The organism is Terrabacter sp. MAHUQ-38 (genome assembly GCF_014518425.1).
GTDB lineage: Bacteria > Actinomycetota > Actinomycetes > Actinomycetales > Dermatophilaceae > Terrabacter.
In genome coordinates this window covers 923,400-936,483 of sequence record NZ_JACVCU010000001.1, presented here as the reverse complement: position 1 = coordinate 936,483, position 13,084 = coordinate 923,400, and the positions used below count along the sequence as shown (strand labels likewise).

Annotated in this window: 11 protein-coding genes; 6 read left to right on the top strand and 5 right to left on the bottom strand. The window is 64.7% G+C overall.

Annotation, left to right across the window (positions count from 1 at the left end; all coding sequences use genetic code 11):
• Window positions 1–7: 7 nt before the first annotated feature.
• The 3 genes from H9I49_RS04395 to H9I49_RS04385 are packed head-to-tail and all read left to right on the top strand — an operon-like array spanning window position 8 to window position 4,847.
• Window positions 8–3,292 carry a helicase-related protein gene (locus H9I49_RS04395; protein ID WP_188029070.1) on the top strand — a complete coding sequence of 1,095 codons (3,285 nt, stop codon included), beginning with the start codon at window positions 8–10 and terminating at the stop codon, window positions 3,290–3,292.
• Window positions 3,289–3,849: a hypothetical protein gene (locus H9I49_RS04390; RefSeq protein ID WP_188029069.1), complete on the top strand. Its 561-nt coding sequence runs from the start codon at window positions 3,289–3,291 to the stop codon at window positions 3,847–3,849. Before H9I49_RS04395 ends, H9I49_RS04390 begins: the two co-directional genes overlap by 4 nt.
• Window positions 3,846–4,847 (top strand): hypothetical protein, encoded by a 1,002-nt coding sequence (locus H9I49_RS04385; RefSeq protein ID WP_188029068.1) that lies wholly within the window; start codon window positions 3,846–3,848, stop codon window positions 4,845–4,847. The genes H9I49_RS04390 and H9I49_RS04385 overlap by 4 nt, the downstream gene beginning before the upstream one ends.
• 159 nt (window positions 4,848–5,006) lie before the next feature.
• Here the strand turns inward: H9I49_RS04385 and H9I49_RS04380 are convergent, their stop codons facing one another.
• Both H9I49_RS04380 and H9I49_RS04375 read right to left on the bottom strand, forming a co-directional pair.
• Entirely contained in the window at window positions 5,007–5,402 is a 396-nt protein-coding gene (locus H9I49_RS04380) for a WhiB family transcriptional regulator (protein ID WP_255523601.1), read from the bottom strand.
• Between the two features lie 29 nt (window positions 5,403–5,431).
• Window positions 5,432–5,935 (bottom strand): hypothetical protein, encoded by a 504-nt coding sequence (locus H9I49_RS04375; RefSeq protein WP_188029067.1) that lies wholly within the window; start codon window positions 5,933–5,935, stop codon window positions 5,432–5,434.
• 118 nt (window positions 5,936–6,053) lie between these two features.
• Here H9I49_RS04375 and H9I49_RS04370 point away from each other — a divergent pair, with 118 nt between their 5' ends.
• From H9I49_RS04370 to H9I49_RS04360, 3 genes are read left to right on the top strand one after another with little or no spacing between them, the layout of a single operon-like run.
• Window positions 6,054–6,593: a helix-turn-helix transcriptional regulator gene (locus H9I49_RS04370; protein WP_188029066.1), complete on the top strand. Its 540-nt coding sequence runs from the start codon at window positions 6,054–6,056 to the stop codon at window positions 6,591–6,593.
• Window positions 6,590–8,641 carry a DEAD/DEAH box helicase gene (locus tag H9I49_RS04365; protein ID WP_188029065.1) on the top strand — a complete coding sequence of 684 codons (2,052 nt, stop codon included), beginning with the start codon at window positions 6,590–6,592 and terminating at the stop codon, window positions 8,639–8,641. Before H9I49_RS04370 ends, H9I49_RS04365 begins: the two co-directional genes overlap by 4 nt.
• A gap of 3 nt (window positions 8,642–8,644) precedes the next feature.
• Window positions 8,645–9,319, top strand: coding sequence for a hypothetical protein (locus H9I49_RS04360; RefSeq protein WP_188029064.1), 675 nt, complete (start codon window positions 8,645–8,647; stop codon window positions 9,317–9,319).
• Window positions 9,320–9,482: 163 nt separating this feature from the next.
• Here H9I49_RS04360 and H9I49_RS04355 read toward each other — a convergent pair whose 3' ends face one another.
• From H9I49_RS04355 to H9I49_RS04345, 3 genes are read right to left on the bottom strand one after another with little or no spacing between them, the layout of a single operon-like run.
• Window positions 9,483–10,157: a DUF6339 family protein gene (locus tag H9I49_RS04355; protein ID WP_188029063.1), complete on the bottom strand. Its 675-nt coding sequence runs from the start codon at window positions 10,155–10,157 to the stop codon at window positions 9,483–9,485.
• Window positions 10,154–11,137, bottom strand: a complete 984-nt coding sequence (locus H9I49_RS04350; RefSeq protein ID WP_188029062.1) for a hypothetical protein — start codon at window positions 11,135–11,137, stop codon at window positions 10,154–10,156. Before H9I49_RS04350 ends, H9I49_RS04355 begins: the two co-directional genes overlap by 4 nt.
• 1 nt (window position 11,138) lies before the next feature.
• Entirely contained in the window at window positions 11,139–12,980 is a 1,842-nt protein-coding gene (locus tag H9I49_RS04345) for a hypothetical protein (protein ID WP_188029061.1), read from the bottom strand.
• Window positions 12,981–13,084: the final 104 nt, after the last annotated feature.

Below are 13,084 nucleotides of genomic sequence, written 5' to 3'. Positions count from 1 at the left end.
GCAGGACATGGGGGAGGAACGGTTCGGCGTCATTACCGAGTTGACCGGCCACCATGTCACGGTTCAGTTCGACGACTTCGACGACGTACGCATCTTTAGGCGAGCACCCCAGATCGTCCGCCGCGTGGAGCTCAGCGGCTCGGTGCGTCGTGTCACCACCGGCGAGATCGGAGTCGTTCAAGGCCTCTCGAACGCTGAGCCTCCTCGCTGGAACGTTGCCGTCGGGTCTCACGTGACAGTGGTCCAGGAGAAGGACCTGCGTCCCCACATCCTCATGGACCCGGCCAACCGGCTCCGCAACGGCATGGTGGGCACGCCCCGTCAATTCTGGCTCGCCCTCACCGCGCACGCGCACCATCTGGAAGCGCTCAACCGAGACCTGATCGCGCTGGGTGAGTCCCGCATCGACCTGAAGCCGCACCAGGTCTCGGTGGTACACCGGGTCATCTCTGCCTACCCCCATCGCTTTCTCCTGTGCGACGAGGTCGGTCTGGGCAAGACCATCGAGGCCGGTGTGATCCTGAAAGAGCTCCGCGCACGGAAGGGCGCCGACCGTGTCCTCATCGTCGTCCCACCGAACCTCATGCGGCAGTGGCAGTACGAGCTGAAGACGAAGTTCAACGAGACGTTCTCCATCATCAACAGCGAGACGGCGAGGTATCTGCGCAACCAGCACGGAGCCGATACCAACCCGTTCGAGCACATCAAAAGCTCGATCGTGTCGAGCTCGTGGATCACAACCAGGGAATGGAACCGGCTTGCCACCGCTGTCGATTGGGACCTGGTCATCGTCGACGAGGCCCACCACGCACGAGTTCGGTACATCGGCAACAAGGTCGAGCGAACCAAGCTGTACCGCGTCGTGGAGCAGCTCGTCTCGCCGCAGACCTTCTCCAAGCGCTCAGCCCTCTTCCTCACCGCGACGCCGATGCAGCTCGACCCTGGAGAGATCTACGGGCTCATCGAGCTGCTCGACCCCGCACTGTTCCCGACCTTGGGGCATTTCACCAACCACCGTGACAGGGTTCCAGGGCTGAACGCACTCGTTCAGGATCTGAAGATCAACGGGTACGCAGATCGTGACAACCAAGAGGAGATCCTCGCGAAGGTCTCTGGCTGGCTCGGCAAGGAAGCCACCAGGGTCGAGGCGGAACTGTGTGCCGGCCCGGAAGGCATCGCAGCGGTCTGCGACGAGCTCGCGGACGAGCACTTGCTCAGCCAGATCCTGATCCGTAACCGCAAGAAGGTCGTCGGCGGTTTCATGCCCCGGCAGGCACACCGCTGGGAGGTCGCCCTTACGGAGGCGGAGCGGACGGCGCTGAATGCGGTCGAGGACTACGTGCGGAACGGCTACCAGCTGGCAGCCACACAGAATAACACTGCGATCGGCTTCGTCATGGTCATCTTCCAGAAGCTGATGGCGAGCAGCACCCGCGCGCTTCGAATGTCGCTCGACAAGCGGCGCTCGAAACTCGAACAGGACTCCACGACGGCCGCGGCTGCCACGGCGCTGGCCAAACCGCTGCTTGACCTCGCCGAGCGTCTTGACGAGGAGGTCGACGACGAGGCAGTGCTCAGCCAGCTGTTGACGGCCATCGGCGATCTAAGCCAGAAGGAGGCCGCCGAGCTCAGGCATCTCGTCCGCCTCTTGGACGAGCTGCCCACCGACTCGAAGGCCGACGCGCTCATCGCCGGGCTCAAAGATCTTGAGCGGCAGGAGGAGAACCCGAAGGTTCTCCTCTTCACCGAGTTCCGACAGACGCAGGAGTACCTCAAGGCACGCCTCGAGGAGGAGTTGGGCTGGAAAGTCCACCTCTTCCACGGCCAGCTCAAGCCGGCCGCCAAGGACGAGGAGGTAGAAGCCTTCCGGACCTCGGACAAGCCCACCATCCTGCTCAGCACCGAAGCCGGCGGCGAGGGGCGCAACTTCCAGTTCTGCCACCTCCTGGTCAACTACGACCTGCCCTGGAACCCGATGCGGGTGGAGCAGCGCATCGGCCGCGTCGACCGGCTCGGTCAGACGAACGTGGTCCAAGTCTTCAACTTCTGGATCCGGGGCACGATCGAGGAAAGAGTCCTCGACGTCCTGGAGAACCGGATCGGCATCTTCGAACAGACCGTCGGCGGCCTCGACCCGATCCTCGGAGACACCGAGACCGACCTGAAGCGGATCTTCCAGCTCGGTGACGCCGAGCGCGACGCAGAACTGGCGAAGTACGAGGCTGACGTCGGGAAGCGGATCGCCGAGGCACGCGAGGCCGAGGAGAAGCTGCGCGACTTCATCATGGAGACGAAGTCGTTCTCCAAGGAGGTCGTCCAGGAACTCGAGGAAGGTTCGCAGCGGATCCCCGCCGGCGACATGGAGCGGTTCGGTCTGGCCCTGCTTGCTGACGTCAACACCTGGCTACGAGAAGAGCCAGACGGAACCTACAAAATCGCCTTCCATGAGCCGTTCATCAGCGACTACCCCCGGCACACGAAGGACGTAGGCACCAAGCGCACCGTCACGTTCAGACCCGACGTCGCTCCGGACAGTGAGCACGTCGAGTACATGGCGCTCGGGCATCCGGTGATCGATGACCTGGTGGAACGGGTCACCCAGCAGAAGTACGACGGCAGCGCCACGGGTGTCGTCGTCCCGGCGGACGCGAGCCTCGAGCCCGCCAGTGGTTGGCTCGTCATACACCAGATCACCGTGCCCGGACTGAAGACCATCCGGGAGCTACACACGAGCTTCGTGGACGACCAGACCGGACCTGACGAGGACCGCGCCAAGCTCTTGGTCGAACGGGCGACGCATCTCGAGAATGACGCGGCCATCGTGCCGGAAGAGATCGAGGCGGCTGTGTTTGACTCGCTCGACGCCGCGATCACGGAAGCGGGCGAGCACGCTTGGACCGTCTCGGCCGCGCTGGAAGCCGACGCTGCCAAAGACGCTCAGAGCCGCCTGATGCGGGAGGTGGACAAGATCAACGCCTTCTTCGACTACCGAGACAAGGCTGCGGCCGACAAGCTCGACCAGTCACGAAAGACCTTGGACCGACTCACCGCGAGCAAAGACCCCGGTGACCGGCAGATCCTTCCGGTCTGGCAGAGCACCGTCCAGGGCAACGAGGGTCTCGTCGAGCGACTGGGTCGGGAGCGCATGGAGCGCCTGGCCGAGCTCCACCGGCAGAGCCAGGGCGTCGGCGACGTGACCCTGCTCGGCGTCGCCAGGGTGGAGATCAGGGCTGCCCCAGACGCGCAGAGTGAGACTGTCGCTGACAACCTCGTGGGGAGTGACACGGAGTGAGTCGTCTGCAGATCGGCCCTGCCGTGCTGATGGTGCCTGACCACGGGGGCACCGAGGTCGAGACCACGGACATGGGAGGCGACGCGCAGCACGCGCTCGAAGTGGCCGGGGTGGTGGCCGCAGGAGACGTGCTCCTAGAGCTCACCTACCAACGGTGGGAGGACGGCGGGCAGTGTGCGGTGACGAGTCGCGTAGACAGCCCGCCGGAGTACGAACGGTTGGTCAACCGTCTCCGCATGGGGGTCCGGGCGAGCGACGACGGCACCGACGTCTGCGAGCTCGGCATCGCCAAGTGGGATCACAAGAACCCGTTCGGAAGCATGCGGCAGGCCACCGTAGCCGATCTCGACGCGGCCCTGGACGGCTCTGCGTCGGCCTTCCTCGTGGAGGCGGGCGCGCTCGACACGGGGACGCGTGCCGAGGTGCTGGGAGATCAGGGGAGGCGCCGCAACTACCTGTGTGCACGGTTCCCAGCGGGCGATCCCTTGGGGCCACTGGTCGCCTTCGTCATCACACGTATCGTCCCGATGCTGCGCAAGCAGGGGGTGTCGGAATGAACGTGCGGCCCTTCAAGGTGTACCTCCCGGCCGCAGCGGACATCGGGAACATCTTGGGGACGATCTCGACCATGCTCCGCGCCGTCGGCTGGGACCTCGGCTACAAGTACGACGCATTCATGCAGCCGATCGCTGGACCGAACTGGCTCGAGGCGCTCCGCCAGAAGCGCGTGCAAGGCTACAACCCGCCTCCGATGTACAAGCAGAAGCTCAACTTGCGTGACCCCGCCTTCTGCCTGCGCGAGCCCGCAAAGAACAGCGACTCGCCGTTGCGTGAGGTGCTGCCCAAAACGCCCATGTTCTACGACCTCATGGAGACGGTAGCGAACATCCGAAACGCCGAGTTCCACTTCGAGTCCCTGCCGACACTCGAGAAGTTGGAGCAGTACGCCAAGCAGGTGACTCAGCTCGCCCTACAGGCTGATCTGCCGCTGAAGAACGAGATGGGCGCCGTGCTCACCCGGATCGCCCAGTTGAAGGCCGGCGACGTTCCGCCGCCACCAAAAGTGGCACACCTCGTGCTCCAGGTCCAGAGATCCCAGCAGCAGCTCAAGATCGCCGCGGCTCAGCTCGCGGAGGCGCGTGGGCTGGCCAAGGCAAACGCTGCTGCCCAAGTCCGTCTGCAATCACTCGAAGCCGAGTTCGAGGCGATGCACGACGAGCTTCAGCTCGCCCAGATTGCGGTTCAGGCCGCGAGCCATCAAGCTCGCGAGACGGCCGTCGGCGTGGATCTTGGCAGGTTGCGCCCCGGTGACCCGTGGCCTACCCCGCCAGAGGGGCGGCCGCTGAGGCTCCTGCCTCGCGTCGCGGATCTCTATGATCCCGATGCGGTCGACCTGCTCTCCAACGAAGTCGGACCGGTTGCATTCGCCGCGGCCCGTCGCTGGACAAGCCTGCTGCCCCACGGAGGCACCGTCATCCTCAACGAATCCGGTGCCGGAGTGGCGCTGATCGGGGCCACTTGGACCTACTTGGGTTCTCTCGACTCGACCGGATAGAACCAGTGCTCCACGATCAATCCTGTTTCACTCGTCGAATGAGCCTTGCCTTGGGTACGAGAGGGGCCGAGACGGACGATGAGTGCTTCGAGCCCCCGGCTGCCTGCCGAGGCTGCCTGCCGAGAGCCGAGTTGGGCATGCCGTTCCGGGCGCAGTCGCCTACGCCGCCGCCGTGAGCGCGAGGTACTCGATCTTCTTGCGCTGAACCGAGCGCGTGGACACGGCGTACTCGGCCGCGATGATCTCCTCGGCCACACCGCGGCTGAAGACCGTGCGAAGCCGTTGGGCCTCGACTCGCTGCTCCCAGGTCCACCTGAAAGGGTGGCCGCGCATCACGTCACGCTCCTCGGGAGTCGTTCCACCCCAGACCCCGAACTCCTCGAACTCGAGAGCATGGTCGAGGCAACGCGCTCGCACGGGACAAGACGCGCACAACAGCTTGGCGGGCATCGTCTCGCTCTCGTCGTCGAAAACGCTCGCCCGGCCGCCGCACGCGCCGCGGTCGAGCAGCTCCATCGGAACCGGCATGATGTCCGGCGCACGGAGGTCGGGCATCGCTAAGGGACGTCCCCGCCTGACCGCCATCAGGCAACCCGCCCCAGGGCGCCGTGGCTCGCCGGCGCGGTCGGCCCGCTGTCGATGTGCGGCAGGTAACGCACGTCGTTGACGGCAAGCAGCAGCTTGCGGGACAGCGCCTCCGGACGGCAGACGACAGTCACTTCGACTCCCTTGCTCTGGAGGTCGGCCGCGTAGAACGCGAAGACGTGGTCGCCGGAGCCGATGACGATGCGGCCGAACCGGCGCTCGGGGGCGAACTCACCCGCAGCGAGCAGGGCGCGGTCCGCACCATCAGGGCCGTTCTCGAAGACGGGGCGCGCGCTTCCCCATGCGAGAGCGGCGATGAGCACGTTGGAGGCCGCGCTCGTTCCGATGACCTGCAGAGCCCCGGTAGCGGCCTGGCTGACGCAGTTGTAGGCGGAACGGAGCGCGCGGACAGCAGCGGCCGTGAAGTATGGCGTGCCGATGAGGTTCTCGACGTCAATGAGGTGCAGTTCCCGCTCCAGCGGCGTAACACTTACTGCGGCCATGTGTAGTAGGCTCCGAATAGATTGAGGCTGACAGTGTGAGGTCTACCTGATCGATATGCCAACAGCACTAATATTATGGCTTTGCGCTGGAGCAAGCAAGGCCCTGAGGGAGAGTTTTGTGGCTACCGATAAGCGGGCTGCCGAGTACCTTGGCAAGGCGGTCTCGGTGGCGCGGATCGAGCGAGGCATGAAGCGGACCGAGCTCGAAGAGAAGACGCAACTGAGCTACGCCTACCTGTCGGAGATCGAGAAGGGCCGCAAGTACCCGTCGCAAGCCGCGCTCTCGAAGCTCGCAGACGCACTCGATCTGACTGCGTTTGAACTGCTGTCACGAGCGGAGATGCTTGAGCGCGGCATCACTATCGCCCAGGATCCGTTCGCAGTTCTTGACGGGACGCTCGGCTTCGCTGTGGACGCACCCCAGCCGATGCTTACTTCGCCCGGGGAGGACGTCCACGGGACGAGCGCCCCGCCGGCCCGCGAGCGGGGGCCGGGCTCTTGGTCGAGCTCCGCGCGCTCTACCGAAGCCGACGACGTGGTTGAGCGCGTAAGCACTCAGGTGTACGAGACCGTCGCCCCCCGCATGCGGGAATGGCTCATGCGGGAGATACAGCTGGCGGTCCGCGAGGAACTGCTGCGGTGGCGCGAGACCCGATGACCATCACCACCACCGGTTTCCAGCTCCACCCTTGGCAGCGAGACGCCGTTCGAGCATGGGTCGCTGGCACCGACCAGACGCCGTACCGCGGCACGTTCGAGATCGTCACCGGCGGCGGCAAGACTCTGATCGCACTGGCCTGTCTCGCCGAGGCGTCGCGGCGTGACAACGACCTCCGCGCGGCCATCGTCGTACCCACCGAGGCGCTGGCACGCCAGTGGCGCGACAACATCGTGGCGCGGACCTCACTGACCGAGGCCGATGTGGGCCTACTCGGTGCCGGTGGAAAGGCGACGTTCAAGACGGCGCGCGTCGTCGTGGCCGTGCTTAACACCGCGAGCTCGAAGCTGCCCGCTCTTGCTGCCTCGGCCGGGCCGCTCATGCTGATCGTCGACGAGTGCCACCGTGCGGGGGCGCCGAAGTTTCGCAAGGTTCTCGACACGCCCGCGGTGTACCGCCTGGGACTCTCCGCCACTCCTGACCGGGAAGAGCTCAACGACGAGGGTGAGCTGCTGACTTACGACGAGCAGGCAGTCGGTCAGGCTCTTGGCAGCATCGTTTACCGCTTCACCTTGAAGGACGCACGCCTGTCCGGCTGGCTTCCAGAGTTCACTCTCCACCACCACGGAGTCGCACTGTCGCCGGACGAGCAACGACGGTACGACGCAGTCAGCCGCCGCGTTGACGAGGCCGGCGACGAGTTGCGCAGCATGGGCATCGAGACCGCGCGCGCTCGATCGCTTGCATCAAGCCGTCACGAGGCAGGCGCAGTCGCGAGGCGCTGGGTCCAACTGACCGCCCAGCGCAAGGATCTCCTCTACCGGGCGCACGAACGCCAGCGGGTGGCACGCCAGATCGTGGAGGAGGTCTTCGCTGATGGCGAGCGTCACCGCGTCATCCTGTTCCACGAACGCGTCGATGAAGCCGTCCGCCTCTTCGAAGAACTGCGAGAGGAGCTCACCGCCGCCGAATTGGACCACGGCATCCTCGCACCCGTCCGGGTCGAGCTCGAACACTCCAAGCTCGCAGACAAACGGCGGCGTGCCGCGCTCGCCGCCTTCTCCAGCGGCGAGGCTCCCGTGCTGGTCTCCGTGAAGTCGCTCGTCGAAGGCATCGACGTTCCCGAGGCCGACACCGGCGTCTCGGTTGCATCGACATCGTCGGTTCGACAACGCGTGCAGGCCCTTGGCCGGGTCCTGAGGCGGGTCGTCGACGACGACGGGGCGAGTAAAAGCTCGACGATGCACCTGATCTACGTCGAGGGAACGGTCGATGACCTCATCTACGCGAAGGCCGACTGGAGCGACCTGACGGGCGAAGACGCCAACCGCTACTGGAAATGGCGCTTCGAGTCCGCTATCGCCGAACCGCAGGAGGCGCCGCCTCGGACCCCGCTCCCGACTGAAGAGCAGGTGTGGGCGGCACTCGGTGAACGCATGCCCGAGGACGTCATCCCGTGGCCGGGCGTGCTCACCGGCCAGGAGTACTCCGTGAAGACCAACGGCGTCGTCAACAACGCCTTCGGCTCACAGATCGTCAATCCGCAGGATGTCGCCGAGATGGTGGCGCGGGTCCGAGGGCGGGAGGGCGGAAGGTTCCGTGTCACACCCGAGTACCTGTTGGTCCTCGTGTGGGAGTGGGGTGATCCAGGGCAATTCGTCTTGGTCGGCCGGCTCCGCGAACCTTTTCGTGCCCTGTCCGAGGAAGCGACGAAGACAAAGTTCGATGTCACAGCACTCCGACCGGGCCAGGACTACCCGGGCCCGGGCGACAAGACGCAAGGAAGCTACAAGGTGTCACAGCGTGGGGGAGGCCAGATCTCGCGGGCTGTCCGGGGTGGGGCGGAGTTCGCCTTCGTGGATGGCAGTGGCGACCCTTCGGGTGAGGGAAACGCCCGGCGGGTGCTTGAGGCCTGGGAAGCCATGGACCGGGGGTTCGCACGGTTCTCAGTCAACAACCTCGGCCATGCTTGGACCGAAGGAACGGGTGGCCGCGTGTTCGTCGCCGACGTGACCGGCGGGTTCTCGTGGCCGAAGGAAAGGGAGTAGGAAATGGCTGGTCTGACGCCGTACACCGGGCTGGTGCCGTCGAACGTCAACCGCGATGCGAAGTACAGGGTGAGCGCCCACGGCGAGATCCGGCTCGAGTACTTCATCAGCCACAGCATGAAAGAGCTTCTCGCGACCGCCGACCACAGCGACCTCGCCGACATGGTGAACGCGGTGAAGATGGTCCTCAACGGCGTTCCGGGGGGTCCTTTCTACATCAACGAGTGGGGTGATGTGCTGGTCAAGGGGGGTGACGGGAGGAGCTGCTACTGGGCGGGTCACTACGACGAGAGGCTCGAGTTCAAGACCGAGGACGGCGTGGTCGTGAGCCCGTCGGCACCTGACGGCCTGCAGCCTGGAGATGCTTGGCCAGGCCCTCACGTCGGGATCCGCTATGTCTTGGAGGCCGGGGCTCAGGACGTGAAGTACGAGCGAGTGGTCTCGGAGCGGCGAGTCGCGATCGTCCATCTGTCGGACGAGGTTGGAGGGCCGGCCGCGCGCGAGACAGCAGCTCGTATTTCCGCAGTAAAGGGGGCCTCTGGGGGACGCTTCTACATCAACGAGGCCGGAGAGATGTTCGGCCCAGTCTCGTCGAACGACTACGCCCACTTCCTCTACATCGGCCACCTCGAAGCAAGCCGTTGGTTTGCAGCCCCGAGTGGCTACGAGCGAGAGTGAGCTCGGTAGAGAGCCCTCATGGTTCTCCAATTGCGTTCGGTGATTCCGCTCTCGACGCACGGGCGCATCTTGGACAGCTCGCTCCCTGAAACCCGACAAACTGCCAGAGCGACACGCCCAACGAGACACGCGACCTCAGCAGGTGGCTGAGGTTCGGACCAGGTCACTCTAGGAGCAGCGCCCGGACGTCCGCTTCTGAGGCGCCTTCCAAGGACACCGTGGATGCGCGGAGGTTCAGTCGCTTGAGCGCCGCTCGATGGTCCTTTTCGGGCAGTGCCGACAGATGTTGCGCGCACGCCCTGGCTACCGCGGGAATCAGGCCGAAGGACCGCTCGACGACTCCAACCGCCAGATCCTGCTTCGTGAAAAGGGCCTTCGTGAGCGCGTAGCCCTGATCCGCGTCTTGCATGACCCGCGCCGTCCAGAAGAGTCTGGAGAGCGCGTTTCTTCCCAGACCGTTCAATCCCGGGTTGCCAAGAAACCGAGCTTGTTGGCTGGGCTTCAGAGTCGGGTCCACGTCTAGATCCACGCCCGCGGCCCAGCGACCGCGCACGTACTCGCGAAACTCGGTACAGGCGAGCCACTGCCAGAATCTGTTGTCCAGAAGATGTCTGTCAGGCAGATCTGACAACGTCTCGTAAACCACCGGCGCGAACTCTCCGTCCGACGTCGGGCTGATGGCGCCATCCGGCGCTCGCATTGCCTCCACGGCTCGGTGCATCGGAGACAGGTTGATGTCCGCACCCAGCGGATGGGTCTGGGGGGAGAGGCCACCCTGCAGAACGGCTTGAAGCTGCTTGCCACTCAGCCCACTTCCGTATCGCATCAGGTATGTCACGTCGGTTCCTTCTGAAATCGGTCGAACTCCTTCACGAGCCCATTGAAGCCCGAGATCGTGACGCAGTTTGCCTGGATCGCTTCGGGAAGTTTCTGCAGCACTACCAAGCTGCCCGTGGCACGGACCTCCTCCACCAGCGCAGAAACGGCGAGGTCGGGGTCGGATTCACCGGGCTCAAAAGCTGGCGCCCACGCTCGTAGCACCTGCGCCTGCCACTCCTCGAGCTCCGCCAAAACCGTATCCACCGATTCACCCTCGTCGTGACGCACAACCTCCATGAAACAGTGGGACAGAATGGACGACCACGCTTGGTGGACGATCTGGGCGTAGACGGCGTCGCGAATCCGCGCAGCAGCACCCCATGTTCCCTTGGAACTCAGGATGTCGTATGCCGACGGGACGGCCGAGTTCAGTAGGATGACGGGCCGCTCTTCCATTCGCACGGTGAACAGCTGTCCATCGACCAAGCCGCCGTCGTTGTCGAAGTCCTCCCACCTGACTTCCAACGTGTCACCGATGGACTTGGGCGGCTCGGAGAACCAGATCGTGGCAAGCTCCGCTCGAGCCAGTACCGACCCCGCCAGGTGCGCAAAGCCCGGCACGTGGTCCACTGGCGCCTTCAGTCGCGCCACGACGTCCAGGTCCACCTTGCCGACGTACTCCATGGGGTCGAGGTCGACCGTGAAGTTCTGCTGGCCGGATTCCCACGTCCGGAGCTCGCGTCGCTGCCGAGAATGCAATCCTGTCAAGCGAACCGCGATCTCGACGAAGGCGTCGGGGCTGAGCCCATCAGGCAAGCACGCGGCGAGCCGCTCCTCGTCGACCTTCACCTCGACGGCGAAGCTCGCGAGCGCGAGCTCCTCACTGAAGGCGTCCCATGTCCCGTCAGATCGCTGCACCAAGCCCGGCGACGCCGCCGAGACTGTCCCCACAAGGGCGCTGTCGTCCTCTGCGTACGGATAGGCGCGCTGCCAGCCCACGTCAGACCTCCTCGCGAGGTAGTGCTTCCACACGGAGAGTGGACTCCATGGCGAGCGCTGCGTCCTCCTGATGCGGACGGGCGACCACGACGAACCGCACGGACGTGGACGTGTTGGGAAGGGTGACCCGCGCGCGTTCCTTACCTCGCTCCAACACGACGGTTCCAACATCCGCAGTAGCACTCACGAGTTGCATCGGCACCTTGACGCTCTCCCCCGCCAAGGCCGCTCCGATGTCCACGTGCCACGCCTTGTCACCAGCGGTTCGGCGTGCTCGACCCTCGATCGTCCACTCGTGGCCGTCGAAACGCATCCTGCCGAAGTCGACCAAGAACCGGTGACGCTGACTCTGGGAACCAAGCCTTCCGCCGACCTGGAAGTGTTTCGCGAGGAGTTCAGGCCCTTTTTCGCTCCCACCCGGCTTGCTGCTGGTCATCTCCATGACAGCCATCCGGATCTTTCCCCATAATTCGTCCAGCCGCGCCTTCCCACCCGGACGGTAGTGAGAGCGCAGAGCATTGGTGTGGTGCACCCAGTCATCGTGCTCAGGCGGCTCGGCCGATCGAAGGAACTCCTCGATGGCCGCGTCGGACGGATCCGATCCGTGCCGAGTCCCAGCGAGGAGTACGGCCCTGTAGCCGCCACCTTGGAGGGGGATTCCGGGCACTCGGTGGTACTTGACGACCATCCCAGCCCCGCGCACCAAGGCAACGGTCGATGTGTCCGCGGGCCTGTCATCGTCGACACGCGCTAGGCGCAGAGTCACATGCCCTTCGACTTCTCCACTCCCAGTGTCGGTCTTGAGACGAGGTACGCGGAACTCCAAGGGTTTTTCCGCGACGTCGCCGGACGAGAGAGCATTGTAACCCGTCACCGAATCCTCGACGGCGACGATATAACCAGGGTCCACGAGGGCCGGGTCGGCGAGCTCGTCTATGACCGGATCGCCCCCTACGTAACCTCGAGCGGAAACTACGAGACTGCCGTCGCCCAGTCGAGGCCAGAACCACTTGGCGGCAGACAGCGCGATTTCGTGGACCACTTCCGGCACCGTCCGGGGTCGCTCCGAGGCCGGCTCGGAGAAGCCGACGATGAGCGCGGTGGTTCCTGTCCCGGTGGCCGCTTCACGGCCGACGAGCAAGGCGTCCCCCCGTTGCGCCGCTTCCGCCTCTCGTACAGACCTTGCTCTGCGGCCCGCCGGGAGTTGCTCCGGAACACCGAACCACCCGGGGCCGGCCCACTTGCCATTCTCGGCGTCGTGGAAGGGCAGCTCTGTTCGCCCGAACAGGCGATGATCTTGGTCGCCTTTCTCATCATGGAAGGCGGACCCGAACAAGACCGTCTCCAACGCCGAGAAGCGCCACAGGACGGCCTTTCCAAGACCGTATGAGCCACCCTTTGCGGCTTTGTCGTCGTTAGTCACCAGAACGTGTTTGCACAGCGCGGCGAAGTTCCCTGCCGTGCCGTCCTCCGGCCCGGTAAGTCCTCTGGTTCCTGAATCCTCGATCTGCAGGACGAGTAGCCTGCCGGAGTCGATGTCATTCAGTGCATCAGACACTCGGCCATTGATGAGCGAGTCGCTCGCGGCGACGCCCCGAAGGTGTTCGCGCAGCCGCGGCCAATCGAGCGCGGCAAGGAAGCTATCCCGATCAGGTATGGCGAGTTCATGGAGGGTGAACCTGACGTGTACCGCGTCATCGCCGGCCTGTTGGTCAGTAGCGTTCTGCACGACCTCCCGAACGAGGGAGTCGATATTTGGGCTGAAAAGGTACGACTTGGGATCTCCTCCACTGAGTGCACCTGACGGTGGAACCGGGTCAAAGACCCATTGCGGCGCGGCCACGCAAACCTCCCGTGTCGACGGACAAGGCACATTGGTACCACGTCGTCCGAGCCGGCGTGCGGACTTCTTGCCCCATCAGCGACATGTCGCTGAATCGCGCACGC